This is a genomic window from Paraburkholderia sp. J10-1 (genome assembly GCF_905220165.1).
Taxonomy (GTDB): domain Bacteria; phylum Pseudomonadota; class Gammaproteobacteria; order Burkholderiales; family Burkholderiaceae; genus Paraburkholderia.
Genome location: NZ_CAJMYW010000002.1, coordinates 92,938 through 117,796, shown reverse-complemented (window position 1 = coordinate 117,796; position 24,859 = coordinate 92,938). Strand labels below are relative to the sequence as shown.

General features: G+C 65.4%; 21 protein-coding genes. 6 read left to right on the top strand and 15 right to left on the bottom strand.

Features of this window, described 5'->3' with window-relative positions; translation table 11 throughout:
- Window positions 1-40 precede the first annotated feature (40 nt).
- The 3 genes from U5A65_RS07370 to U5A65_RS07360 form a co-directional block, all read right to left on the bottom strand.
- Window positions 41-1,342: an NCS2 family permease gene (locus U5A65_RS07370; protein WP_321911368.1), complete on the bottom strand. Its 1,302-nt coding sequence runs from the start codon at window positions 1,340-1,342 to the stop codon at window positions 41-43.
- A 329-nt stretch (window positions 1,343-1,671) separates the two neighbouring features.
- A complete protein-coding gene (locus U5A65_RS07365; RefSeq protein WP_321911366.1) occupies window positions 1,672-1,941 on the bottom strand; it encodes a DUF4148 domain-containing protein in 270 nt (89 codons plus the stop codon).
- A 73-nt stretch (window positions 1,942-2,014) separates the two neighbouring features.
- A complete protein-coding gene (locus tag U5A65_RS07360) occupies window positions 2,015-3,046 on the bottom strand; it encodes an AraC family transcriptional regulator (protein ID WP_321911364.1) in 1,032 nt (343 codons plus the stop codon).
- A gap of 192 nt (window positions 3,047-3,238) precedes the next feature.
- Here U5A65_RS07360 and U5A65_RS07355 point away from each other — a divergent pair, with 192 nt between their 5' ends.
- The 4 genes from U5A65_RS07355 to U5A65_RS07340 all read left to right on the top strand — a co-directional run bounded on the left by U5A65_RS07355 (window position 3,239) and on the right by U5A65_RS07340 (window position 8,107).
- On the top strand, window positions 3,239-4,372 hold the full coding sequence (locus U5A65_RS07355) for an acyl-CoA dehydrogenase (RefSeq protein ID WP_321911362.1): 1,134 nt from the start codon (window positions 3,239-3,241) through the stop codon (window positions 4,370-4,372).
- 65 nt (window positions 4,373-4,437) lie between these two features.
- Window positions 4,438-6,150, top strand: coding sequence for an AMP-binding protein (locus U5A65_RS07350; protein WP_321945934.1), 1,713 nt, complete (start codon window positions 4,438-4,440; stop codon window positions 6,148-6,150).
- A gap of 19 nt (window positions 6,151-6,169) precedes the next feature.
- A complete protein-coding gene (locus tag U5A65_RS07345; protein ID WP_321934131.1) occupies window positions 6,170-6,955 on the top strand; it encodes an enoyl-CoA hydratase in 786 nt (261 codons plus the stop codon).
- Window positions 6,956-6,958: 3 nt separating this feature from the next.
- The gene (locus U5A65_RS07340; protein ID WP_321945933.1) at window positions 6,959-8,107 is read left to right on the top strand and encodes an enoyl-CoA hydratase/isomerase family protein; all 1,149 of its coding nucleotides are present in this window, start codon (window positions 6,959-6,961) and stop codon (window positions 8,105-8,107) included.
- A 4-nt stretch (window positions 8,108-8,111) separates the two neighbouring features.
- On the opposite strand, the gene U5A65_RS07335 is transcribed toward U5A65_RS07340, so the two are convergent.
- Together U5A65_RS07335 and U5A65_RS07330 are read right to left on the bottom strand one after the other, a co-directional pair.
- The gene (locus U5A65_RS07335) at window positions 8,112-9,500 is read right to left on the bottom strand and encodes a chloride channel protein (protein WP_321945932.1); all 1,389 of its coding nucleotides are present in this window, start codon (window positions 9,498-9,500) and stop codon (window positions 8,112-8,114) included.
- A gap of 160 nt (window positions 9,501-9,660) precedes the next feature.
- Window positions 9,661-9,981 (bottom strand): pyrimidine/purine nucleoside phosphorylase, encoded by a 321-nt coding sequence (locus U5A65_RS07330; RefSeq protein WP_254337311.1) that lies wholly within the window; start codon window positions 9,979-9,981, stop codon window positions 9,661-9,663.
- 261 nt (window positions 9,982-10,242) lie between these two features.
- Between U5A65_RS07330 and U5A65_RS07325 the strand changes: the two genes are divergently transcribed.
- On the top strand, window positions 10,243-12,504 hold the full coding sequence (locus U5A65_RS07325; protein WP_321934134.1) for a TonB-dependent siderophore receptor: 2,262 nt from the start codon (window positions 10,243-10,245) through the stop codon (window positions 12,502-12,504).
- 91 nt (window positions 12,505-12,595) lie between these two features.
- Here U5A65_RS07325 and U5A65_RS07320 read toward each other — a convergent pair whose 3' ends face one another.
- Entirely contained in the window at window positions 12,596-13,396 is an 801-nt protein-coding gene (locus U5A65_RS07320) for a family 1 encapsulin nanocompartment shell protein (RefSeq protein WP_321911348.1), read from the bottom strand.
- A complete protein-coding gene (locus tag U5A65_RS07315; protein ID WP_321945931.1) occupies window positions 13,389-14,480 on the bottom strand; it encodes a Dyp-type peroxidase in 1,092 nt (363 codons plus the stop codon). The genes U5A65_RS07320 and U5A65_RS07315 overlap by 8 nt, the downstream gene beginning before the upstream one ends.
- 145 nt (window positions 14,481-14,625) lie before the next feature.
- Between U5A65_RS07315 and U5A65_RS07310 the strand changes: the two genes are divergently transcribed.
- A complete protein-coding gene (locus U5A65_RS07310; protein WP_321911344.1) occupies window positions 14,626-14,898 on the top strand; it encodes a hypothetical protein in 273 nt (90 codons plus the stop codon).
- 16 nt (window positions 14,899-14,914) lie between these two features.
- Here U5A65_RS07310 and U5A65_RS07305 read toward each other — a convergent pair whose 3' ends face one another.
- From U5A65_RS07305 to U5A65_RS07270, 8 genes are all read right to left on the bottom strand, one after another.
- The gene (locus tag U5A65_RS07305) at window positions 14,915-16,999 is read right to left on the bottom strand and encodes a VTT domain-containing protein (protein ID WP_321945930.1); all 2,085 of its coding nucleotides are present in this window, start codon (window positions 16,997-16,999) and stop codon (window positions 14,915-14,917) included.
- A 261-nt stretch (window positions 17,000-17,260) separates the two neighbouring features.
- The gene (locus U5A65_RS07300) at window positions 17,261-18,952 is read right to left on the bottom strand and encodes a cation acetate symporter (RefSeq protein WP_321945929.1); all 1,692 of its coding nucleotides are present in this window, start codon (window positions 18,950-18,952) and stop codon (window positions 17,261-17,263) included.
- A complete protein-coding gene (locus U5A65_RS07295; protein ID WP_321911339.1) occupies window positions 18,949-19,272 on the bottom strand; it encodes a DUF485 domain-containing protein in 324 nt (107 codons plus the stop codon). The genes U5A65_RS07300 and U5A65_RS07295 overlap by 4 nt, the downstream gene beginning before the upstream one ends.
- A 203-nt stretch (window positions 19,273-19,475) precedes the next feature.
- On the bottom strand, window positions 19,476-20,411 hold the full coding sequence (locus U5A65_RS07290; protein WP_321946426.1) for an electron transfer flavoprotein subunit alpha/FixB family protein: 936 nt from the start codon (window positions 20,409-20,411) through the stop codon (window positions 19,476-19,478).
- Between the two features lie 23 nt (window positions 20,412-20,434).
- Window positions 20,435-21,184, bottom strand: a complete 750-nt coding sequence (locus U5A65_RS07285; RefSeq protein ID WP_321916083.1) for an electron transfer flavoprotein subunit beta/FixA family protein — start codon at window positions 21,182-21,184, stop codon at window positions 20,435-20,437.
- Window positions 21,185-21,207: 23 nt separating this feature from the next.
- Complete coding sequence (locus U5A65_RS07280; protein WP_321916082.1) at window positions 21,208-22,422, bottom strand: CaiB/BaiF CoA-transferase family protein; 1,215 nt, start codon at window positions 22,420-22,422, stop codon at window positions 21,208-21,210.
- 57 nt (window positions 22,423-22,479) lie between these two features.
- The gene (locus tag U5A65_RS07275; protein WP_321916081.1) at window positions 22,480-23,616 is read right to left on the bottom strand and encodes an acyl-CoA dehydrogenase family protein; all 1,137 of its coding nucleotides are present in this window, start codon (window positions 23,614-23,616) and stop codon (window positions 22,480-22,482) included.
- A 10-nt stretch (window positions 23,617-23,626) separates the two neighbouring features.
- The gene (locus tag U5A65_RS07270; RefSeq protein WP_321945928.1) at window positions 23,627-24,823 is read right to left on the bottom strand and encodes an acyl-CoA dehydrogenase family protein; all 1,197 of its coding nucleotides are present in this window, start codon (window positions 24,821-24,823) and stop codon (window positions 23,627-23,629) included.
- Window positions 24,824-24,859: the final 36 nt, after the last annotated feature.

Sequence of the window (24,859 nt, the reverse complement as noted above, 5' to 3'; positions counted from 1 at the left end):
AACAAGCAAAAAGGGTGGCACTCAGCCACCCTTTTGTGTTTTATGCGTTGCCGAGATAGAAGTACCGGAACAGGAACACGGCGGCGATGATCCACACGATCAGCTTCACGTCGCGCACGCGGCCCGTGAGGAGCTTCAGGCCCGCATACGAGATGAAGCCGAACGCCACGCCATTGGCGATCGAGTAGGTGAACGGCATGGCGAGCGCCGTGAGGGCGGCGGGCACGACCTCGGTCGCGTCGTCCCAGGGCAGATCGGCGAGTTCGCGCAGCATCAGGCACGAGACGTACAGCAGCGCCGGCGCCGTGGCGTAGCCCGGCACGACGCCCGCGAGCGGCGCAACGAACAGGCACGCGAGGAACAGCACGGCAACCGTCAGCGCGGTCATGCCGGTGCGGCCGCCCGCCTGCACGCCCGAGGCGCTTTCGATATACGCCGTGGTCGACGAGGTGCCGAGCACCGAGCCCGCGAGAATCGCGGTGCTATCGGCGAGCAGCGCGCGGTTCAGGCGGTGCATCTTGCCGTGCACGAGCAGGCCCGCGCGGTTGGCCACGCCCATCAGCGTGCCGGTCGCATCGAACAGTTCGACGAGGAAGAACACGAGCACGACGTTGAGGATGCCCGTGGAAAGCGCGGTCTTGATGTCGAGTTGCGCGAACGTCGGCGCGATCGAAGGCGGCGGGGAGAAGATGCCGTGGAACTGGTTGCCGCCGAAGAAGAACGACAAGACCGTGACGCCCACGATGCCGATCAGGATCGCGCCGCGCACCTTCAACACGTCGAGTGTGACGATCGCAAAGAAGCCGATGATCGCGAGGATCGTATGCGGGTCGTGCAGGTTGCCGAGTTCGACGAGCGTGGCCGGGCTGCCGACCACCACACCCGACGTCTTGAGCGAGATGATCGCGAGGAAGAGGCCGATACCCGCGGTGATCGACACGCGAATCGAATGCGGAATGCCATTGACGATGGCTTCGCGCACGCGCAGCAGCGTGACGATGAAGAACAGGCACCCGGAGATGAACACCGCGCCGAGCGCGGCTTGCCAGGTGAAGCCCATGCCCTTCACGACCGTATAGGCGAAATACGCGTTCAGGCCCATGCCGGGCGCGAGCGCGATGGGGTAGTTCGCGTAGAGGCCCATGACGAGCGAAGCGAGCGCCGCGACGAGACAGGTGGCGACGAATACGCTTTCCTTCGGCATGCCGGCGTCGCCGAGGATGGCCGGGTTCACGAAGATGATGTAAGCCATCGTGAGGAAAGTGGTGAAACCGGCGAGCAGTTCGGTGCGCAGGTTGGTGCCTGCTTCTTCGAAACCGAAATAGCGTTTGATGGCGTCCATGAAGATCGGGCCCTTGAGAGTCGAGCGGGTTGTTCGCTGCTTGTTGGTGTGGTGTCTTGCGTGTAGCGGGCGCCGGCAGGTCGTCGGCATGCCCATGCACGCGCCTGCCTTGGTGCGTGGCTACGGGCGCGATTGTAAACAATTGTCTGTCGAGCGCAGAAAAGCCGTTGTGAGCGTGGAACACGTACAACAGCGCGCGTTGCGTCAGCAAGCGGGGGCGAGGGCGGCGAATGCGCCCGTGGTGGCAGGAAATCGGCGCAACGGCTCGCGGGCGCCGGGCGTTGCGTGTCCCGGTGCCGGTTCACTGCGGCCGTACTGCCATCAAGCGATTACTGCGTCATTTGACCGGCGGGAGCGCCATATCCGCCACGCGCCGCGCGTCGCTGCGCGACGATCGCGCCCGCACGTTGAGCGTTTTCCGGATAGTCGATCCAATCGAGCGGGTCGTAGCCCGCCTGCCGCCATTCAACCAGATCCGCACGGACCTGGGCGCGAGTGAGCGGTTGCGAGGGATCGTACGGTTGGGCCACCGCCGCAGCCGACGCGAAGCAGCACGCTGCGGCAACGATGCCGAGCGCTACACGCGGAAGGGAGTTCATGGCAAGGCCTTTCGTATTAGGGATATCCCTGAAATTATAGGCGCTATCTTGATAACCGAAAGGTGGATCGAGGCTATCGCTTGCTGCCGCGGGAGCGGGCCGCGCGGAAGTCGGTCGGGCGCTGTCCGGTCCATTTGCGGAACGCCCGGTGAAACGCGCTCGGCTCTGCAAACCCGACCGCCGCCGCGACGTCGGCGACCGAGCGGCCCGGCTCCTGCAGCGCCGCGATCGCAAGGTCGCGGCGCAACTCGTCCTTGATCGACTGGCAGCTGTGGCCCTCCTGGCTCAAGCGCCGGCGCAGCGTGGCGGGCGCCACGTTCAGGCGTTGCGCGATGGCATCGGCATCGGGCCAGGCGGCGACAGGCAGTGCGCGCAGCGCACGCCGCACGCGCGCCGCGAACGAGCCCGGATTGCGGTACTTCACGACGAAGTTGCCCGGCGCGTTGCGCAGAAACGCGCGCGCCGAGCTGGCGGTCTGGATCACGGGCAGCTCGAGAAAGCCGGGTGCGAATTCGAACCACGTGGCCGGCTGGTCGAACGTCATGTCGTCGCAGAGCATGAGCTGGTATTCGTGCGCGGCGTGCGGCTGCGGGCAGCGAAAGCGCGCGCAGAGAAGCGGAATGCGCCGCCCAACGAGCCAGCACACGAGTCCGTAGACAAGGATGAACCAGGTGGCATACGCGAAGAGGGTGGGCGCGGGTTTGCCCGCGCGATGCGAGAGCGTGACGCGCACGCGCGTGGCGTCGATGTCGATCTCGCCTGCCAGGTCGTCGAGCACGAGCCGCATGAAGTGCACGGCGCGCTGCAGCGCCTGGCGGCCGGTGCTGGCGCCAAGCGCCGAGTGCGTCATGGCGATGAAACTGCCGCTTTTCATCGCGTGCGAGTCCTGGCCGAAGAATTCGTCGTCGAGCGCGCGCGCGATACCCGACCACAACTGGCCGTATTGCGCCGCGCTCACGCGGGCCTCGGGTGCGCGCAGCACAGCCGGCGCGATGCCGGCGGCCTCGGTGAGCGGCGCGATTTCGAGTCCGCCCGCGCGCGCCAGCGCGAGCGTCTCGTTCACGAGGCTCATCGAGATTGTGCCTTTTTCGCTCAGTGTATGCATTCGCGTTGGTTGCAAGGAGCCGCCTGCTGATGGGTTGTCGCAGCCAGTATGGTAAATCCGATCAACGACTTTGAGCGTGACGGGCATCGAATACGGTCGCCTGCGTGCCTACACTTTTCGCAAGCCTTGCAGCCGGGGCCGCATCGCGCCACAGTGGAAGGCAAGCGCAAGAGACACAGGAAGGGGACACACATGGACGAGTTCTACACCGACGACCAGCGCATGATTCGCGACGCCGCGCGCGACTTCGCAAGCGAGCAGCTGGCGCCGAACGCGGCGCAATGGGACCGCGACGGCAAGCTGCCCGACGAGGTCGTCAAGCAACTGGGTGAACTGGGCTTTCTCGGCATGATCGTGCCGCAGGAGCAGGGCGGTTCGTACACCGACTACGTGGCCTACGCGCTCGCCATGGAAGAGATCGCGGCGGGCTGCGCCTCGTGCGCGACGCTCGTCAGCGTGCACAACTCGGTGGGCTGCGGGCCGATCCTGCAGTTCGGCACCGACGTGCAAAAGGACCGCTGGCTCGGCAAGCTCGCAAGCGGCGAGCTGATCGGCGCGTTCTGTCTGACCGAGCCGCAGGCGGGCTCCGAGGCGAACAACCTGCGCACGCGCGCCGAACTGCGCGACGGCAAGTGGGTGCTCAACGGCAACAAGCAGTTTGTGACCAACGGCTCGCGCGCGAATATCGCCATCGTGTTCGCCGTGACCGATCCCGACGCGGGCAAGCGCGGCATTTCCGCGTTCATCGTGCCGACCGATACGCCGGGCTTCAACGTCGGGCCGCACGAGAAGAAGATGGGCATCCGTGCTTCGGACACCTGCCCGATTTCGCTCGTGGACTGTGCGATTCCCGAAGCGAACCTGCTCGGCCAGCGCGGCGAAGGATTGAAGATCGCATTGGCGAATCTCGAAGGCGGACGCATTGGCATTGCCGCGCAGGCGCTCGGCATCGCACGCGCGGCCTTCGACGCGGCGCGCACCTATGCGCACGAACGCGTGCAGTTCGGCGAACCGATCATCAAGCATCAGAGCGTGGCGAACATGCTCGCGGACATGCATACGCGCATCAACGCCGCGCGCCATCTCGTGCATCACGCGGCGCGGCTGCGCTCGCTTGGCAAGCCGTGTCTTTCCGAGGCTTCGCAGGCCAAGCTTTACGCTTCAGAAATGGCCGAGGAAGTGTGTTCGCACGCCATTCAGATCCACGGCGGCTATGGCTTTCTGAACGACTATCCGGTGGAGCGCCACTATCGCGATGCACGCATCACGCAGATTTACGAAGGCACGAGCGAAGTGCAACGGATGGTGATTGCTCGACAGCTTTAATCAGTAGTAGAAGTGGCGAATCAAAAATAAGCGCGCGTACGCGCCGATGAAATAAGGAGACGACGATGACCGGGTTCACCCCTTCCGCGCAGGCCTTCATCGACGCACGCGAATTGCTGCTGCGTCACCGCACCGACTACGTACGCGCTTACGACGAGTTCGCGTGGCCGAAGCTCGACACGTTCAACTGGGCGCTCGACTACTTCGACGTGATGGCGCGCGGCAACGACAACCCGGCGCTCTGGATCGTCGACGACCTCGCGAACGGCGGCACGCGCTATTCGTTCGCGCAGATGTCCGAGCGCTCGTCGCGCATGGCGAACTTCCTGCGTGAGCAGGGCGTGGTGCGCGGCGACCGCTTGCTGTTGATGCTGCCCAATCGCGTCGAACTCTGGGACGTGATGCTGGCGGCAATGAAGCTCGGCGCGATCGTGCTGCCCGCGACGACGCAGCTCTCGCCCGACGACGTGCGCGAGCGCGTGGAAACGGGCGGCGCGGGCTACGTCGTGGTGGACGCCGCCGAACTCGGCAAATTCGATGCGCTCGACAAAAGCGTGAAGCGTATCGCGGTTGGCGCGGCGCCCAATGCCTGCGAAGGCTGGATCGATCTCTCGCGTGCGTACGAAGCGAGCGCCGCCTTCGAACCCGACGGCCCGACGCGCGCCACCGACCCGCTCCTGCTCTATTTCACCTCGGGCACGACCTCGAAGCCCAAGCTCGTCGAGCACACGCACGAAAGCTACCCCGTAGGCCACCTTTCGACGATGTACTGGATCGGCCTCATGCCGGGCGACATCCACTGGAACATCAGTTCGCCGGGCTGGGCCAAACATGCGTGGAGTTGCTTCTTCGCGCCGTGGAATGCGCAGGCGTGCGTGTTCGTCTACAACTACGCGCGCTTCGTGCCGAAAGACACGCTCGCCGCGCTCGTGCAATGCGGCGTGACCACGCTGTGCGCGCCGCCCACGGTGTGGCGCATGCTCGTGCAGGAGCCGCTCGCAACGTATGCGGTGAAGCTGCGTGAGATCGTGGGCGCGGGCGAGCCGCTGAACCCCGAGGTCATCGAGCGCGTGCGTCACGCGTGGGGCATCACGATCCGCGACGGCTACGGCCAGACCGAAACGACCTGCCAGATCGGCAATTCGCCGGGCCAGCCCGTGGTGGCGGGCTCGATGGGGCGCCCGCTGCCGGGCTATCGCGTGGAACTCGTCGATGCCGACGACCATCCCGCGAGCGAAGGCGAGATCGCTCTGCCGCTCCTGCACCGTCCGCTCGGCCTCATGACGGGCTACGCGAACAACGCGAAAGCGAGCGAATACGCCATGCGCAACGACTACTACCATACGTCCGACGTGGCGCTGCGCCGTGACGATGGTTACTACGTCTACGTGGGCCGCGCCGACGATGTGTTCAAGTCGTCCGATTACCGCCTGAGCCCGTTCGAACTGGAGAGCGTGCTGATCGAGCATGAAGCGATCGCCGAAGCGGCAGTTGTGCCGAGTCCGGACGAACTGCGCCTTTCCGTGCCGAAGGCGTTCGTCATCGTGCGCCAGGGTTTCGAAGCGGGCCCCGAACTCGCACGAGAGGTGTTCCGCTTCTCGCGCGAAAAGCTCGCGCCGTACAAGCGCATTCGCCGCCTGCAGTTCAGCGACTTGCCCAAGACCATCTCGGGCAAGATTCGCCGCGTGGAACTGCGCCGCCGCGAAATGGAGCGCGGCGCCGAACCCGCGCGCCAGCCCGACGAGTACTGGGAAGAGGATTTCCCCGAGCTGCGCTGATATCCACACGGAGTCCGAAATGATCGAATTCGAGTACGCGCACGAAGGCGCGGTGGCCCTGCTCACGCTTTCGCGGCCACCGGCGAATGCCTTCACGGTCGACGGCTTACGTCAGCTGCAGCAGGTCATCGAAGCGTTCGACCGCGAACCACAGGTACGCGCCATCGTCATCACTGGCAGCGGGCCGAAGTTTTTCAGCGCGGGCGCCGACCTCAATGCCTTCGCCAATGGCGATCGCGAGGTCGCGCGCACCGCGGCGAGCGCGTTCGGCGCGGCATTCGAGGCGCTGCAGAAGGCGCGGCCCGTGGTTATCGCGGCGATCAACGGCTATGCAATGGGCGGCGGCCTGGAGTGCGCACTCGCCTGCGATATCCGCATTGCCGAGGAGCATGCGCAACTCGCTCTGCCCGAGCCCGCCGTGGGGCTGCTGCCCTCCGGCTGCGGCACGCAGACCTTGCCCTGGCTCGTGGGCGAAGGCTGGGCCAAACGCATCATCCTTACGGGCGAGCGCGTGAACGCGCAAACGGCGCTGCGCATCGGCCTCGTCGAGGAAGTCGTCGCAACGGGCGGCGCACGCGAGGCCGCGCTCGCCATGGCCGCGCGTGTCGCGGGCTTGAGCCCGCAAGCAGTCACCTTCAGCAAGTCGCTGATCCATCAGGCGCGCAATGGCGTGCCGCGCGACGCGGCGCTCGCTGTCGAGCGCGAGCGCTTCGTCGATCTGTTCGATTCGCCTAACCAGCGTGAAGGCGTCAATGCGTTTCTGGATAAGCGCAAACCTCACTGGCATCTTGAAACGGAGAGCTAAGTAATGAGTGCAACACCCGCTTGCGATCAGGCGGCAACGGAAGCCGAAAAGAATGTGCTGTTTCGCGTGGTCAATCGCGTGGCGATCGTCACGCTCAATCGTCCGTCTGCGCTCAATGCGCTTTCGCACGCCATGGTGCGCGAACTGGCTGTGCTGCTGGAACGCGTGCGCACGGACGACGGCATCGTCGCGCTCGTGCTCGAAGGCGCGGGCCCGAAAGGTTTTTGCGCGGGCGGCGACGTGCGCGCGATTTACCAGCTGGCGCGCGAGAAAGCGCGTGAGGGCGCGAACGGCTGGCAGCAATTCTTCATTGACGAATATCGCCTCGATTACGCACTGCATACGTTTTCCAAGCCGCTCGTCGCGCTGCTAGACGGCGTGACGATGGGCGGCGGCATGGGTCTTGGCCAGGCGGCGTCGCTGCGCGTAGCGACCTCGCGCACGAAGATCGCCATGCCGGAAACACGCATCGGCTTGCTGCCCGACGTGGGCGCGACGCACTTCCTCGCGCGGATGCCGGTGGAGATGGCGCTATACGTAGGTTTGACCGGCGCGATGCTTGGCGGCGCGGACGCGGTGCATTGCGGCCTCGCGGATGCCTGCGTGCCGGGCGAATGGCTCGATGATTACGAGGCGCGTCTTCTGGCCGCGCAATGGTCAGGCGATGTGCATGCGGCGTTGCGCGAAGTGTTCGTCGCACCGTGTCACGAGGCGAACGAGGGCGCGCTCGCAACGTTCACGTCGCTCGTCGTGCGGCACTTCGACCGTCGCCTGCGTGTCGAGCAGATCGTCGCCTCGCTGCGCGCCGACCTCGAACACGACCACTCGCAAGCGGAACAGGCGTGGCTCGAAAGCACGCTAGAAGCGCTCACGCACTATTCGCCGACGATGCTCGAAGTCACGCGCGAAGCGCTGCTGCGCGGCCGCCAGATGACGCTCGCCGAGTGCTTCCGCATGGAGCTTGGCATCGTAGGCCGGGCGATCGAGGAAGGCGACTTCTGCGAAGGCGTGCGCGCGCATCTCGTCGACAAGGACCGCAAGCCGCGCTGGGCGCCGGCCACGCTCGTGGAAGTGCGCGCCGAACGCGTGCAGCACTTCCTTGCGTCGCCGTGGCGTGCGGAGGCGCATCCGTTGGCCGACCTCGGCAAATAGCGGGTTAGTCGGAGGACTCGCGCGCCGACGGCTCGCGCAGCGCGGCGAGCCGCAGTTCGCGCTCGGCGCCGAGCGTTGGGGCGCCGTGCGAAGGACGCTGCGCGCGCGCCAGCAGCCGCAGCGTGGCGACAGAACCTGCCACGGCGAGCAGCAGTGGAATCGCCAGATCGTGATTCACGTGCGTGAACTCGAGGATCAGCACGGTCGCGGTAATCGGCATCTGCATCGAGGATGCGAGAAACGCGCCCGCCCCGACGATCGCAAAGGCGCCCGGCGAAAGACCGGGCCACACGTGATTCACCAGCCCCGCGATCACGATGGCGAGCAGCGCGCCGTTCGCGAGTCCCGGCGTGAGCAGGCCGCCCTTGGCGCCCGCGCGCAACGTGGTCGTCGTGATGAACACGCGCAGCACGAGCAGCGTGGCGGCCAGACCAATGCCGAGGTTGTCGTCGAAGCTCAGGCCTGCCGGGCCCTTGCCGTTGCCGAGCAACTGCGGAAACCAGATGGCCAGCAGGCCGATGCCCGCAAAATTCACCAGCGTGTAGAGCGGCAGCCGCCAGTCCTTCGGCGACGCGTCGCGCGCGCGGTTCGTCACGCGCGAGAAACCGTGCGCGGCTGCCCCGAACAACGGCCCGCAGAGCACCGACCACACTACGAGCTGCGCATTGATGCCGTAAGGGGGCACGTGGTATTGCTGCTCGTCGCCAAGACCGATCCATGCGATCACGGCCGCAATCGCCGAGGTGGTGATGGCCGGCACCGCCACCGACCAGCCGAACGTGCCGAGCAGCACTTCGAGCACGAAAATCGCGCCGCCCAGCGGCACGTTGTACACCGCCGCGAGCCCCGCGCCCGCGCCGCACGCGATCATCACCCGGCGCTCCGCAGCGGTGAGGCCCGTACGCTTCGCGAGCCAGCTTGCGAACGCGGCGCCGATCTCGCGCGGCGCGACTTCGCGCCCGAGCGGCGAACCCATCGCGACGGTCACGATCTGCAGCAGCGCATGAACGGTGGTCGCGAAAATCGGCATGCGCTTGCCGCCCGGCTTGATCGCCGCGCTGATGCTGACGAGCGGACGTGCGTAGCGATAGAGCGCCCACCATCCGCCACCGCCGATCAACCCGCAGGCCACGAGCACGGCCACGCGCCGCCAGGGCGCGGTATCGGTCACGCCCTGCAGAAAGCTCTCCGCTCCGACGATATGGCCCGCGCCGTAACCGTAGGCCACGTGCTGGATCGCGTGCAGCAGCAGCGCGAGCAGCATGCCGCCCAGGCCCGCGCCGATGCCCGTAAGCACGGTCACGATCGCAAGCGTGGCAAGCGGGCTGCGCGGCGGCGGACGATCGGCGTTGGCGCGAGGGCGCGGCGAGGGAAGGGGATCGAGGGATGACACGGCGGAAAGGCGAGCGGGAAAGTCGCGGGGCGACGGGCTGGCGCCCATTGTAGCGAGCGGGTAAGGGCGGCGCGTCCAGCACGTTCAGCGCGCCCGGCGCGCCCCGGCAAAAACGAAAACGCCCGCCGCGAGTCGCGCGGCGGGTCAGGCGAGGCGCTGCTTACAGGTAGCTGCAAACGTAGTCGAGCGTCTCGATCACGTCGATGTCGAAGCGGCTCTTGCCCGGCACCGAGAACGACTCGCCGGCGCTGTAGGTCTTCCACTCGTCGGTGCCTTCCAGGCGGATGCGGCACTGGCCGGCCTGCACTTCCATCAGTTCGGCGGCGTCGGTGCCGAAGTTCAGCGTGCCCGGCAGGATCACGCCGAGCGTCTTGCGCGAGCCGTCGGCGAACAGCACGGTGTGCGAAACGCACTTGCCGTCGAAGTAGACGTTGGCGCGTTTGATTACGGAAACCTGGTCGAATTGTGCTGCTGCCGTCATGGCGGTCTTCCTCTGTCTTCGTGAATGGAACCGGGCGCCGGGACGACGCGTCGTCCGCGGTGAGGCCGCCATCATACCGGCAGTCGGGGGCGGCGGGGGGGGGCTCGCTCCTGCGCCTTGCGTGGACCTTGGCGCTTGCCGCGGCCTACGAATTTCTCATTGAATATTTACAAACATATAACAAGTTATTACAATCGAAATAACGAATGAGAATCATGCGCATTCGTAACAACGACATTTCGCCGACCAACTCGCTCACTCATGTCCGTCCATTTCCCGACGCGGATGCGCGCCATCGCTTCCGTCGCTGCGCTCTATTGCTCCGGTTTCTTCGCATCGCCTCTCGTTTACGCGCAAACCGCACCTGCCGCCGACAGTTCAGCCGCCGCGAGCGCAGCGCCAGCTGCGCCGGCATCGTCAACCGCCGCTACGGAAAGCACGCTGCCCGCCGTGAAGGTCGTTTCCGCGCCTTCCGACATGCAGACCAAAGCGCTCGATTCGTACAAGTTCACGGCGCCGCTCATCGACACGCCGCGCTCGGTCACAGTGATTCCCGAGGAAGTGCTCAAGGAGAAGAACGTCACGACGTTCCAGGACGCGTTGCGCACGGTGCCCGGCATCACGTTCCTCGGCGGCGACGCGGCGGCGAATCCTTCCGCCGATCGCCCCGTGATTCGCGGCTTCGAATCGCGCAACTCGATCTTTGTGGACGGCATGCGCGACTCGGGCGTGCAGAACCGCGAAACCTTCGATGTGCAGAACATCAGCGTCATCAAGGGCCCGGATTCCGTGTACGCCGGGCGCGGCTCGGTAGGCGGCAGCATCGACATCACGACGAAAACACCGCAGGCCGATAACTTCATCAACGGCAGCGTGGGTCTTGGCACCGATAGCTACCGCCGCGCCACCATCGACTGGAACCAGACGCTCAACGACACCACCGCGTTCCGCCTGAACGCCATGGGCCACGACGCCGACCAGGCGGGCCGCACCGACGTGTACAGCAAGCGCTGGGGCGTGGCGCCCTCGATCGCGTTCGGCCTGAACTCGCCGACCACGGTCACGGTGAGCTACTACCACCTGAACACCTACGACATGCCCGACTTCAGCGTGCCGTTCCGCTCGACGGGCGGCACGCCGGTGTCGTCCAACCGCGGCCAGTTCTACGGCCTGAACACGCGCGACTACCGCTACGGGCAGACCGACACGGGCGAAGTGAAGGTGGAGCACCGCATCAACGATGCGTGGAAGATCAAGAACACGACGATGTTCGGCCGCTCGACGCTCGACTACGTGGCGACCAATCCACAGCTGACGAACGCGACCTCGAACATCCTGAGCCTGCAGGCCAAGAGCGGCAAGTACGCGACCAACAGCGTCGCGAACCAGACGGAAGCGACCGGCAAATTCGACCTCTACGGCATGCGCCACACGTTCACGGCAGGCGTGGAGTTCAGCCACGAGCAGGACCTTTACGAGGGCTATCTCGTGACCGACTCGGCGGGCAACAACATCCGCTCGGGCGGTCCGTGCTCGGTCGCGTACAACTGCGCGTCGATCAACAACTGGAATCCGAACAATCCGTGGACGGGCAGCATCGTCCTGAACGGCGACAAGAGCTTCCCGGGACCGGCCACGCATACACAGACGAATATCGCTTCGGCGTACATGTTCGACAGCGTGCAGCTTTCCGAGCGCTGGATCTTCAACGCGGGCTTGCGCTTCGACCGCTACGACGTGACCGCGCAGCAGGCGGGCGTGGCCGATCTGTCGAATACGTCGAATCTCTTCAGCTACCAGTTCGGCCTCGTGTTCAAGCCGATCCCGACTTTGAGCCTTTATACGTCGTACGGCACCTCGGCGAATCCGCCGGGCTCGAATTCGGGCCTGGGCGGCGGCACGGACCAGATCACGGCGACCAACAAGGATCTCGCGCCCGAGCGCTCGCGCAATATCGAAGTGGGCGCGAAGTGGGATGTGCTCGATCAGCGCCTCTCGCTCACTACGGCGTTGTTCCAGACCGAAAAGACCAACGCGCGCGTGAGCGACGGCCTGGGCGGCACGATCAACGCAGGCTCGCAGCGCGTGCGCGGTTTCGAGTTCGGGTTCGCGGGTAACGTGACGAACAAGTGGTCCGTGTTCGGCGGCTATTCGTACCTCGACGCGATCACGACCGACGCCGGCCCGGCGAGCCCGGCACTCTCCGGCCTGCCGATGGTGATGGTGCCCAAGCACAACTTCACGCTGTGGACGAGCTATGACGTGCTGCCGAAGCTCACGGTGGGTGCGGGCGCAACGGTTTCGAGCCTGACGTATGCATCGGTTTCGGCGACTTCGCGCAAATGGACGCCGGGCTATGCGCGCTTCGATGCTTCGGCTACGTGGCGCGTGTCGAAGAAGATCGATCTGCAGCTCAACGTGAACAACATCTTCGACAAGGAGTACTACCAGAGCGCGTACCCGATTTATGCAACCTGGGCGCCGGGCCGCTCAGCGGTCGTGACCGTGAACTTCTATCAGTGATCGTTCATTGAGCACTAGCGGCAAGGCATGAAAAAAGGGGCGCTCGTCACGGAGCGCCCCTTTTTCGTGGCTTAAGGGAATCAGCGTGGCCTTATTCCGGCTTCACCGCCACCGAAGCCTCGGAAGTCAGCATCAAGAACGTAAAGCTCTCTTGCAGATAAAGCTTCACGCTCTTGTCGTCATGCGACGAATACCCGATCGACACATCCTGCCCGAGGTGGAACGCGAAGTCGCCGCCACGCGTGCTCAGGATGGCGCCGCCTTCGATGGCCGGCGCCCAGATGATCTCGCCGTTCACGAGACGGCGAATGTGCTCGAGAACCGGATAGCCCTGGTCGCTCGCTTCGCTCACCGCTGTATAAGCATCGGAGCCGAGCAGCACCGCATACGGGCCGTCCACGCCTTGCAGACGCAACTGTTCGAGCGCCTTGGCGATGACCGTGGGGTAGTCGGCGATATCGGCCGGCAACGGCAGGATCGGGTTCGACGAGCCTTCGCGAATGCCCGTGATCTGCGCGGCCGTGTAGCCGTCGAAGATCGCGCGGTCTTCCGCGAACGCGAGGCGCGTGGCCGCTTCCTTGGCCGGTTGCCAGTCGGAGTCTTCTGCGCCGCGCTCCACGTCGTCAATGGCGTCGCGCGAGAGTTCGAACGGCACGCGCAATTCCACAATCGCCTTCACTTCGCGCTGGCGCGCGCGGATGCCTTCCAGCGGCGCTTCAATGCCGTTCTGGTGGCCGGTGCCGATTGCCGCGAGCGCCGGGCCGCCGGGGCCCTCGACGTCCACGACGCGGCGGCCCGCGAGCGAGCGCTTGAAGGTGCGCGCGACTTCTTCTTCGATTTGCGACCACGCGGCCGTGGAGATGGGCGCCAGCTCGCGATGGAGGTTATTCATACCGGGGTGCTCCTTTGAGGGATCCGATGGCGAGCGAGCCGTCCGCGCTCGGCGCGGCGGCAGGCCCGGATTCTGTTTTTGTTTCTGATGTGTTGGCGGCGCTCACCTCGATGGTGGGCGCGGCGCCCGGATCGACTTCGGCGAGCGCTTCGAGCAACGGTTGCGAAGGCACGAAGAACAGGCTGCCCGTGACAGCGCGGCTGAAGTCGAGCAGCCGGTCGTAGTTGCCGGGCGGCAGGCCGACGAACATGTTCTCGAGCATCTGTTCGATCGGCTCGGGCGAGCGCGCATAGCCGATGAAGTAGGTGCCGAATTCGGCCGAACCGGGCCGGCCGAACGGCATGTTGTCACGCAGGATCTTGATCTCGTTGCCCGCGTTGTCTTCGAGCGTGGTGAGCGAGCTGTGCGACCAGCTCGGCTTCACGGCTTCGTCCAGTTCGATGTCCTGGAGTTTGGTGCGCCCGATGATTTGCTCCTGGGCCTCCACGGAAAGCGCGTTCCAGCCTTTCATGTCGTGCAGGTACTTCTGCACGAGCACGTAGCTGCCGCCGCAGAATTCGGGGTCGTCGCTTTCGCCGATTACGGTGAAATGCACGGCTTCGTTGCCCGTGGGATTTTCGGTGCCGTCGACGAAGCCGATCATCGCGCGCATGTCGAAGTTGCGAAAGCCGTGCACTTCGTCCACGGTCGTGACCGCGCCTTCCAGGCGCGTCATGAGCTGGGTGGCGAGCTCGAAGCACAGGTCGGTTTCGTCGGCGCGAATATGCAACAGAATGTCACCTGGCGTGGCAATCGCCCGGCGCTCGCCGGTGCCGAATTCGCGGAACGGATGCAGGTTGGCCGGGCGCGGTTCGCCGAACAGCTTGTCCCATGCGTCGGACGAAAAGCCCACCACACACGAGAGATTGCCCGCGGGCACGCGTTTGCCCACCGCGCGCACGAGGTTGGCGACGTCGGCGCACCAGGCGCGCACGGTGGCGCGGCTTGCTGCGTCTTCGTTGACGGTGGCCACGATGAAGAAGGCGTTGCGCGTAACAGCGCTGGAGACGGACTGCGGTTCCTGCGTGAGAGAGGCCGGCGTCATGATGTGGGGTATCGCTTGGGAATCGGGTTTGAGTTCTGCTGCGCCCGCATAGTTTAGCCAAACTCGCGGAAAAAGGCCGTTTGCAGGCGAGAGGGGTGCCGTGCGACGATAATTGGCATGTTAGGCATGGGACAGGAGACACGCCATGTGGGACCACACCGAGCATGAAGGCTTCGAGATCTGGGTGCTGCCGATTCCGGCGTTCGGGCCGCGCTCGCCCGAGCCGCTGTTCCACTACAGCGGCTACATTTGCCGCCACGGCGCGGATGCCCATGTCGAAGGGCGCAGCGTGCGCTTTCACGACATGATGCGCAATTACACCGGGTCCGACGCCGCGCTCGACGCCGCCTACGCGGACGCCCGCAAGCGCATCGACCGCTTCCATGCCACGGGAAGCTGGGGCGAGAGCACCGCCTGAGCTTTCGATTTGCCTTTCAGCGGCCGCCCTGCACGATCAGCTTCACGGGCCGCCCCTCGCAACCCGCTTCGCCCGGCAGCGCGAGCGTGCGCCAGCCGGCCGGCTGGCCGGGGGCGCTGAGGTCCGAGGCGTCGTCGAGGTAGCTCGTGACGACGTTGAACGGCCAGGAACCGCGGCGCAGTCGCTCGTGCACGAGCGAGCCGACCCAGATTGGCGTGAGTTCCCCTGCGTCTGCGTTGCCATTGTTGCTTCCAGCATGCCGCGGCGCGAGCGCATAGCCTGAAGGCCAGAAGCGCAGCACGTCCCGGTGGCTGCCCGGCGCGAGCTTTTCGTCTCCGGCGTCATTCCTGTCGGTCAGGCGCGCGCGGGCGAACACGAGCGGCGAGGGCAGGCCGTTGTTCAGCTTCGGCAGCAGCGGCAGCGACATCACGTCCACGTTCGGCGCAACGAGCGAAAGCACGCTTCTCAGCGAGATCTGCGGGCCTTCGGCCCAGCCTGCGTCGCGCAGCGCCGTGCGCAGGTCGTCCGCGCTTGCGGCCCACTGGATCGTCATCGGCTCGCGGCGCGCGCCTTTCATGTCGAAGCGGTAGCACGCAAACGTCCTCCACAGCGAATCGCTCCACTGCAATTGCGTGATGACGACGGGCGGCGCCGCCGTGGCGGTCGTAGGCGGCGCGGGTGGGCGCACTGACGGCACCGTCTGCAGGAGAACGGCGCCGACCAGCACGATGAGCACGATGGGCGGCACATACGGACGTTGCGGCGGCCGCTTGGGGTAGCGCCAAAGCGAGGTGAGCACGACGATCGCCACCCAGATCGCGGCGAAGGCTGCGCCGCCGATGGCGTCCGAGAACAGGAAACGGTCGAAGTAGAGCCCCGCGAACGCCACGGACACGACAATCGCGTTGCCGAGCGCGGCGACGAGCGCGGCCTCGAGCATGCTCGCGCGGCGCACGAGCAGGAACATCACGAAGCCGTAGACGATCACCATCGACGCCACGCGGTCGCTCGGGAATACGTAGGCTTCGATGGCCTGGCCGCCGCCCGTCGCCGTATGGTGGATCACGAAGCGCAGCATGAGGATGAGCAGCTGCGAAACGGCCGCCGCAATCATCCAGTAAGCGATGGTGCGCCAGCGCCGCTCCAGCACCATCCACACGGCCATCGTCGCGATGAGCGCCGCCAGCGTCCAGGTGCTGCCGAGTGTCTCGACGCGCGCGAGCGTCGCATCGGCCCATGTGGTGTGGATCGACTGAAGGAACTGGCGCACGGACTGGTCGAGCTGCACGAGCGGCTCGCCGCGCAGCACGTTGCCGAGCACATAGGAAAACACGGCCGCGCATACCGGCACGAGGCCCGTGATCACGATCACGGGGCCGAGCGCGGGCTGCGCCGGATCGAGCAGGCGGGCGAGACGCTTCGAGGCGCGCCCGGGATGCTGCGCCGCCCACTGCGCCGCGCTGCGCCGCGACGCGCCGGCCCAGTTGTCGATGTGCAGGAGCAGCATGCGCACGAAGCGCCAGATGAGCCAGATCGCGAGCGCAACGATGCCGATCACGACCACGAGCCGGAACGACACCGCGCCCGCGAGCTGGAGCGAGGCGCCGAACACCACGCCCGGCACGATATGCGCGGGCGCCCAGATGAGCGCGGAGATCACGTTCATCATGAAGAAGCGCATGGGCTTCATGCCGGCCATGCCCGCGACGATCGGCACCACGGCGCGCAGCGGCGCGATGAAGCGCGCGAGGATCACGCTGCGTGTGCCGTGGCTCACGAAGTAGGCCTGCGCGCGTTCGAGAATGCCGGGGTGGCGGCTGAACGGCCACATCTGGCCAAGCGAGCCGCGGTAGCGGTGGCCGATCCAGAAGCTCACGCCGTCGCCGGCCACGGCGCCCACTATGGCGCAAACGAAGAGCCAGCCCAGATTGATCGTGCCCGTGGCTGCGAACGCGCCCGCAATGAACATCGCCGTGCTGCCGGGAACGAACGTGCCGATGAACGCGAGCGATTCGAGAAAAGCGGCGACCACGACAAAAGCAAGCGTCCACGTAGCGTGCGCGGCGAGCAGGTGCAGCAGATGATCGTAGGCGTGCTCCATCGGCGGTGCGGCTGGGTACGGGCGTGGCGGCGGTTGATCGGGCGGCGCGCGGTGCGCCCGGTTGCGCGCCGCGTCCCATGCGCACTATAACCGGCGCCGCAATTGCGCGTGCGCCGTGGTGTTGGCGCGCCGCGCACGCCGCTATGAAGGCCAAAAGAAAGCGCCCCGCAGCGTGCGTGATGCATACGCTGAGGGGCGCGGGACTCGCGCATGACGTTGTCCGTTTCGTTGCGCGATCAGGCGATTTAGCGCCTCAGTGCCTTAGTGCTTCACGGCCTCCATCGGCAGGAGTCCGGTCTGGCCGTAGAATTCCTGCGCGGCGAACGCCTCGCGTTCCTTGCGGGCGCGCGCACCGGCGTCGAGGCGCGAGACTGCCCAGATACCGAAGAACGCGAGCGGCACGGAAACGATCGCGGGATTGTCGAGGAACACGGGTGCGTGGGCGTGATGGAGCACGTCGACCCACACCGACTTCGAGAAGACCGTGAGCAGTACCGACGAGACAAGGCCGAGCGTACCGCCTGCAACCGCGCCGCGCGTGGTCATGCCGCTCCAGAAGATCGACATGACGAGCATCGGGAAGTTGGCGCTGGCCGCCACGGCCGCGACGAGACCCACGAGGAATGCCACGTTCGCGTGCTCGAAGAGGATGCCGAGGCCGATTGCAATTGCACTGAGTACGAGTGTCGCGACGCGCGAGATGCGCATCTCGCGATGCTCGTTCTTGCGTCCGCGCGCGAGCCAGCTTGCGTAGAGATCGTGCGAGACCGTGGTTGCGCCCGAGAGCGTGAGGCCTGCCACCACGGCGAGGATCGTCGCGAACGTGACCGCCGCGATGAAGCCGTAGAACAGGTTGCCGCCCACCGCCTGGGCGAGCTTCACGGCCACCATGTTCGAACCGCCGAGCAGGTCGGTCGTGAGATTGAAGTGGCCCGCCGCGTCGACGCGGAAGAACTCGGGATGCTGGGCGAGCAGCGCGATCGCCGAGAAGCCGATCACGAACGTGAGCAGGTAGAAGTAGCCGATGAAGCCCGTGGCATAGAACACCGACTTGCGCGCCTCTTTCGCGTTGGGCACCGTGAAAAAGCGCATCAGGATATGCGGAAAGCCTGCCGTGCCGAACATCAGCGCGATACCGAGCGAGAGCGCGTTCAGCGGATCGCGAATCAGCTTGCCCGGCGCCATGATGCTCAGGGCGCCCGGGTGCACGTTGACGGCCTGGCGGAACATCTCGTTCGCACTGAAGCCGAAGTGCGCAAGCGCGAGCACCGCCATGAACGTCGCGCCGCACAGCAGCAGCGCCGCCTTGATGAGCTGCACCCACGTCGTGGCTTTCATGCCGCCGAAGAACACGTAGATCACCATCAGCACGCCCACGACGATTTCGGCGATCCAGTAGTCGAGGCCGAACAGCAGTTCGATGAGCTTGCCCGCGCCAACCATCTGCACGACCAGATAGAAGATCACGACCATCAACGAATTGGCCGAGGTGATCAGGCGGATCGGGCCTTGCTCGAAGCGATAGGCGACCACGTCGGCGAACGTGAACTTGCCGAGATTGCGCAGCGGCTCGGCGATCAGAAACATCACGAACGGCCAGCCGACGAGAAAGCCGATCGAGTAAATGAGTCCGTCGAATCCGAAGATGAACACCATGCCCGAGAGGCCGAGGAACGAAGCCGCGGACATGTAGTCGCCGGCAATCGCCAGGCCGTTCTGCAAGCCGCTGATACCGCCGCCGCCCGTGTAGAAGTCGTGCGCGGTGCGCGTGCGGCGCGCGGCCCACTGCGTGATGCCGAGCGTCACGAGAACGAAAAGCACAAACATGCCGATGGCTACCGGGTTGTGCTGGGGCGCGGGCATGGGCGCTGCCGCGGCAGCGGGCACGTTTGCGCGGGCGAAGCTGCTGGCGGCCGCGAGTGCGAGTGCGGGGAGAAGGCGGGCTGGCTTCATGCAGGCACCTCGTCATGGAGCTTCGCGATGAGCGCGCGCATGGCTGGATCGAAGCGGCGGTTGGCGCGCAGCACATAGAGGCCGGTGAGCGCAACAGCGCACAGGATGATGCCTACGCCAACGGCAATGCCGACGCTGGTGGTGGCGCTCGCATAGAGCGGATGCGCGAGCTGATGCGGCGCGAGCGCGACGACCAGGATGAAGCCGTAGTAGATGGCGATCATGAGCGCGGTCAGCGTGAAGCTGAAGCGCCGGCGCACGGCAATCAGCTGCCGGTATTCGGGATGCGCCTTGATCGTTTCGATCGAGGGTGTCGTCATGGTGTCTCCGGTTCCACTTCATGCAACCAGTGCCGTCTCGTTGCGGCAAGCGCGCATGCCCCGTGCTGCCTTCGGCGGGTGCATGACGCCGTTTGCGGCGGGTCTGGTTGTCGTTTCTATCGAATGACCACGGCGCTTGTGGGCGCCGCGGCGGGTGCGCGTTTGACGGCTTGTCGTTGCCGCTTCTTGCGCTAGCTGCGTCGTCAGGCGAGCGTGCTCGCCAGCTCCGGCACGACCGTGAACAGGTCACCCACGAGGCCGTAGTCGGCCACGCTGAAGATCGGCGCTTCTTCGTCCTTGTTGATCGCGACGATGACCTTCGAGTCCTTCATGCCGGCCAGATGCTGGATCGCACCCGAGATGCCGACCGCCACGTACAGTTGCGGCGCGACGATCTTGCCCGTCTGACCGACCTGGTAGTCGTTCGGCACGTAGCCTGCGTCAACTGCTGCGCGCGAGGCGCCGAGCGCTGCGTTGAGCTTGTCGGCGAGCGGCTCCAGCACCTTCGTGTAGTTCTCGCCGCTGCCCAAACCCCGGCCACCCGAGACGATGATCTTCGCGCTCGTGAGTTCCGGACGGTCGAGCTTCGTGACTTCACGGCCGACGAACTGCGTGAGGCCGCTGTCCGCTGCGGCCTCGAGCTTCTCAACGGCTGCGCTGCCACCTTCGGCCGCAACGGCGTCGAATGCCGTCGTGCGAACGGTGATGACCTTGACCGGATCGACCGATTGCACCGTTGCGATCGCGTTGCCCGCGTAGATCGGACGCTCGAACGTGTCCGGCGCATCCACGGCGGTGATGTCGCTGATCTGCGCGACGTCGAGCTTCGCGGCAATACGCGGCGTGACGTTCTTGCCCGCTGCCGTTGCCGGCGCGAGGATGTGCGAGTAGTTCTTCGCAATGGCGAGGACCGTCGCTTCGACGTTCTCGGCGAGACCCTGTTCGAGTTGCGGCGCGTCGGCGAGCAGCACCTTCGCTACGCCTGCGATCTTCGCGGCTGCGTCCGCGGCGGCCTGGGCGTTGTGGCCCGCGACCAGCACGTGCACGTCGCCACCAATCTTCTGTGCTGCTGCGACGGTGTTCAGCGTCGCGGCCTTGATCGAGTGATTGTCGTGTTCAGCGATTACCAGATTCACCAGATTCGTCATTGTCGTCTCGCTCCTTACAGCACCTTGGCTTCGGTCTTCAGCTTCTCGACCAGCGTCTTCACGTCCGGCACCTTCACGCCTGCGCTACGCTTGGGCGGCTCGGCAACCTTCAGCGTCTTCAGACGCGGCGTAACGTCAACGCCCAGGTCTTCCGGCTTGACCGTTTCGAGCGGCTTCTTCTTCGCCTTCATGATGTTCGGCAGCGTGACGTAGCGCGGCTCGTTCAGGCGCAGATCCGTCGTGACCACGGCGGGCAGCGTGAGCGACAGCGTTTCCGCGCCGCCATCCACTTCGCGCGACACGGTCGCCTTGCCGTCGGCCACGACGACCTTCGATGCAAACGTCGCTTGCGGCAGGTTCGCGAGAGCGGCGAGCATCTGGCCGGTCTGGTTCGAATCGTCGTCGATGGCCTGCTTGCCGAGGATGACCAGTTGCGGCTGTTCCTTGTCGACCAGCGCCTTCAGGAGCTTGGCGACAGCCAGCGGCTGCAGGTCTTCGTTCGACTCGATGAGGATCGCACGGTCCGCGCCGATGGCCAGTGCCGTGCGCAGCGTTTCCTGCGCTTGCGTCACGCCCGCCGAAACGGCGATGACTTCCGTCGCCACGCCCGCTTCCTTCAGACGCACCGCTTCTTCCACGGCGATTTCATCGAACGGGTTCATCGACATCTTCACGTTGGCGATATCGACGCCCGTGCCGTCCGACTTCACACGAACCTTCACGTTGTAATCGACTACGCGCTTAACAGGTACAAGTATCTTCACTTCATGCCTCCATCCACATGGAACTAGATAACGCCTTTATCCTTCAACCCGGCCACCTGCTGCGCCGAATAACCGAGCAGCGACTGCAGGACCTCCTGTGTGCCTTCGCCCAGTTGCGGCGGCGCGTGCCGCACGGGCAGGCGTTCGCCGTCGAAGCGCCACGGCGGCGCGAGCACGGGCGTCGTGCCGCTTTCGGTATGCGGATGCGGCTGCTGCGTGACGAGCCCGCCCTGCGTCGCGCGCGCCGAAAGCAGCGCCTCGCGCAAGCCGGCCACTTCGCCGCACGGAATGCCCGCACGCGCGAGGCGTTCGAGCAGGAGCTTGCGCCCACGGCTGCCCAGCTCGCGCGTGAGTTCCGGCACGAGCGTGTCGCGGTTCTGACCGCGCAGGATGTTGGTCTTGTAGCGCGCGTCGTCGGCGAGATCGGCGCGCTCGATCACTTCGCGGCAGAAGCGCTCGAACTGCGCGTTGTTGCCCACGGTGATGACGAGCGGACCATCGGCCGCATCGAACACGCCATACGGCACGATCGACGGATGTGCGTTGCCGTAGCGCGGCGGGTCTTCGCCGATCAGCAGCGCTTCGAGGCCGTAGTAAGCGGTAATCATGAGGCCGCAGTCGAACAGCGCCATTTCGATATGGCGTCCGCGTCCCGTGCGCTCGCGCTCGTACAGCGCGGCGAGCATCGCCTGCGCCGAATACATGCCCGTGAAAAGATCCACGGCCGCCACGCCGAATTTGAGCGGCGGCTGGTGGGCCTCGCCGTTCATCGCCATGAGGCCCGTTTCGCCCTGCACGACGAGGTCGTAGCCCGGGCGTTTTGCTTCCGGTCCCGTGCGGTCGTAGCCCGAAATCGAGCAATAGATGAGACGCGGGTTCTCAGCGCTCAACTGCTCATAGCCAAGCCCGAGCTTTTCCATGCCGCCGAACTTGAAGTTCTGCACGACGATGTCGCTGGTTTTCGCCAGATCGCGCACGATCTGCTGGCCTTCGGGCGTTTGCAGATCGAGCGTGATCGAACGCTTGTTGCGATTCACGCTGTTGAAATACGCCGTCTCGGTCTTGCCGACTCGCACGCCCCAGTCGCGCGTGTCGTCGCCGCGGTCGGGATGCTCGATCTTGATGACTTCCGCGCCGAGGTCGCCGAGCACCATCGCGCTCCACGGCCCGGCCAGCACACGCGAAAGATCGAGTACGCGCACGCCCGATAGCGGCAAGCTGCTTTTGTCCGTCTCCATCAACAGGCACTCCTGATTCGTTGTTGGGGCGGCGCTTCGCGCTCGCCCCTTCATGGCTTACGCCGCCTCGTGCCCCAATGCGATGTAGCGCGCGAGATGATGATCCTCGTCGCCGAGCTGATGATCGATCATCACGAGCCGCTTTGCATAGTGCGCGAGCGGCAATTCCCACGTCATGCCAATGCCGCCATGCAGCTGGATTGCTTCTTCGGCCACGCGCGCGCCAATGCGCCCGATCGTGTACTTCGCCGCCGAAAGCGCGCGCTCGCGCTGCGTGCGCGGTGCGTCGATTGCAGCCGCCGCGTTGATGACCGCAGAGCGCGCCTGCTCGATTTCGAGCAGCACGTCCGCCATGCGATGCTGCAACGCCTGGAAGCTGCCGAGGGGCATGCCGAACTGCTTGCGGGTGCGCAGGTATTCAAGCGTGAAGTCGCGTGCGATCTCCATCGCGCCCACCGCTTCCGACGCGAGTGCCACGATGCCGTAGCCGCGTGCGTGTTCGAGCGTCGCGAAGCCGCTGCCTTGCGCGCCGACGAGCGCGTCGGCGTTCACCTTCACGTTGTCGAGCGTCACTTCCGCTGCGCGGCCGCCGTCGATCTTCGCGTAGCTGCGCACGCTCACGCCCGCTGCATCGCGCGGCACGAGAAAGAGGGAGATGCCCGCTTCGTCGAATTCGCTGCCCGAGGTGCGGGCCGAAACGAGCAGCATGTTTGCGTGTTCCGCATGCTGCACGACGCCCTTCGCGCCTTGCAGCACCCAGCCATCGCCGCTTTTCTCGGCACGCGTCGTCACACGCGCGTCCTCGTAATGCGAACCCGGCTCGTCGTGCGCGAGCGCGGCGATTTGCGTACCGTCGATAAACGACGCAATGCGAGCGCGCTGCGCCTCGCTGCCCGCATGCGCGAGCGCACGGCCGACGATCAGCGTATCGAGGAACGGCTCGACCACGAGCGCGCGCCCGAGCGCTTCGAAGACCACCGCGATATCGAAGCCCGCGCCGCCAAAGCCGCCATCGGCCTCGTCGAACAGCGCGCCGATCACGCCGAGTTCGGCGAAGCGCTGCCACATGTCTGCGCTAAAGCCTTCCGTGGAGCGCGCGATTGTATCGCGCGTAGTGAAGCCGTATTGCTCCGTAGTGAAGCGGTTGAGCGTATCCGCAAGCATGCGGCGGTCTTCGGTGTGCTGGAAGTCCATGGCGTGCCTCTCAAAGACCGAGAATCATCTTGGAGATGATGTTCTTCTGAATTTCGTTGGAGCCGCCGAAAATCGACAGCTTGCGGTTGTTGAAGTATTGCGCTGCAGCGCTGGCGGCTTCGTCCGGGCCGATTGCCTCGCCCGCATAGCCTTCCTCGAGCGCTTCCTCGACGAACGGCGCCGCATACGGCCCCATCGCGCGGCGCAGCAGCGACGAAATCTCCTGGCGGATCTCGGTGCCGCGAATCTTGAGCATCGAGCTTTCCGCACCGGGCACGCCGCCGCCCGCAACGGCTGCGATCACGCGCAGGTTCGTCGTCTTCATGTTTTCCAGATCGATCTCGACTTTCGCAAGACGTGCGGCGAACTGCGGATCGTCGGCAAGCGGCCTGCCGTTGCGCGTGACTTTCTGCGCGGCGCGCTTCAGACGCGCGAGCGCCGCCACCGAAAAGCCCACGCCCGCGATGTTCGTGCGTTCGTACGTGAGCAGATACTTCGCGTAGGTCCAGCCCTTGTTTTCTTCGCCGACGAGATTTTCCACGGGCACGCGCACGTCGGTGAAGAACACTTCGTTCACCTCATGTTCACCGTCGAGCGTGACGATGGGGCGGACTTCGATGCCCGGCGTGTTCATGTCGATCAGCAGGAAACTGATGCCTTCCTGCTTGCGCACGTCGGTTGCGGTGCGCACGAGGCAGAAGATCATGTTCGCGTAGTGGCCGAGCGTGGTCCACGTCTTCTGCCCGTTCACCACGTAGTGGTCGCCGTGGCGAACCGCTGTGGTGCGCAGCGAGGCGAGGTCCGAGCCCGCGCCCGGTTCCGAGTAGCCCTGGCACCACCAGTCGGAGCCGTCGAGAATGCGCGGCAGCCAGTAGCGCTTTTGCGCCTCGCTCGCGTACTTGATGAGCACGGGACCGAGCATGTTCACGCCGAACGGCACGATGCGCGGCGCACCGGCAATCGCACATTCGTTCTCGAAGATGAACTTCTGCACGGCGCTCCATCCGGGGCCGCCGTATTCCTTCGGCCAGTGATTCGCGAGCCAGCCTTTTTCGTGCAGGATGGCGTGCCATTGCGCCATGTCGTCGCGGGTGAGGTGGCGGCCGTTGCTCACCTTGTTCGCGACGCGCTGCGGCAGGCGCTCCTTCAGGAACGCGAGCACTTCGCCGCGAAACGCCTCTTCTTCGGCGGTGAATTTGAGGTCCATGTGTGAAAAGCTCCTTATTGCACCCTTATTGCACTT

Coding starts and splice junctions, on each gene's coding strand:
- U5A65_RS07310 (WP_321911344.1), top strand. CDS start 14,626: ATGTGGGACCACACCGAGCATGAAGGCTTCGAGATCTGGGTGCTGCCG.
- U5A65_RS07275 (WP_321916081.1), bottom strand. CDS start 23,616: ATGGACTTCCAGCACACCGAAGACCGCCGCATGCTTGCGGATACGCTC.
- U5A65_RS07365 (WP_321911366.1), bottom strand. CDS start 1,941: ATGAACTCCCTTCCGCGTGTAGCGCTCGGCATCGTTGCCGCAGCGTGC.
- U5A65_RS07270 (WP_321945928.1), bottom strand. CDS start 24,823: ATGGACCTCAAATTCACCGCCGAAGAAGAGGCGTTTCGCGGCGAAGTG.
- U5A65_RS07320 (WP_321911348.1), bottom strand. CDS start 13,396: ATGAATAACCTCCATCGCGAGCTGGCGCCCATCTCCACGGCCGCGTGG.
- U5A65_RS07315 (WP_321945931.1), bottom strand. CDS start 14,480: ATGACGCCGGCCTCTCTCACGCAGGAACCGCAGTCCGTCTCCAGCGCT.
- U5A65_RS07280 (WP_321916082.1), bottom strand. CDS start 22,422: ATGGAGACGGACAAAAGCAGCTTGCCGCTATCGGGCGTGCGCGTACTC.
- U5A65_RS07370 (WP_321911368.1), bottom strand. CDS start 1,342: ATGGACGCCATCAAACGCTATTTCGGTTTCGAAGAAGCAGGCACCAAC.
- U5A65_RS07295 (WP_321911339.1), bottom strand. CDS start 19,272: ATGACGACACCCTCGATCGAAACGATCAAGGCGCATCCCGAATACCGG.
- U5A65_RS07340 (WP_321945933.1), top strand. CDS start 6,959: ATGAGTGCAACACCCGCTTGCGATCAGGCGGCAACGGAAGCCGAAAAG.
- U5A65_RS07350 (WP_321945934.1), top strand. CDS start 4,438: ATGACCGGGTTCACCCCTTCCGCGCAGGCCTTCATCGACGCACGCGAA.
- U5A65_RS07300 (WP_321945929.1), bottom strand. CDS start 18,952: ATGAAGCCAGCCCGCCTTCTCCCCGCACTCGCACTCGCGGCCGCCAGC.
- U5A65_RS07325 (WP_321934134.1), top strand. CDS start 10,243: ATGTCCGTCCATTTCCCGACGCGGATGCGCGCCATCGCTTCCGTCGCT.
- U5A65_RS07305 (WP_321945930.1), bottom strand. CDS start 16,999: ATGGAGCACGCCTACGATCATCTGCTGCACCTGCTCGCCGCGCACGCT.
- U5A65_RS07355 (WP_321911362.1), top strand. CDS start 3,239: ATGGACGAGTTCTACACCGACGACCAGCGCATGATTCGCGACGCCGCG.
- U5A65_RS07345 (WP_321934131.1), top strand. CDS start 6,170: ATGATCGAATTCGAGTACGCGCACGAAGGCGCGGTGGCCCTGCTCACG.
- U5A65_RS07330 (WP_254337311.1), bottom strand. CDS start 9,981: ATGACGGCAGCAGCACAATTCGACCAGGTTTCCGTAATCAAACGCGCC.
- U5A65_RS07360 (WP_321911364.1), bottom strand. CDS start 3,046: ATGCATACACTGAGCGAAAAAGGCACAATCTCGATGAGCCTCGTGAAC.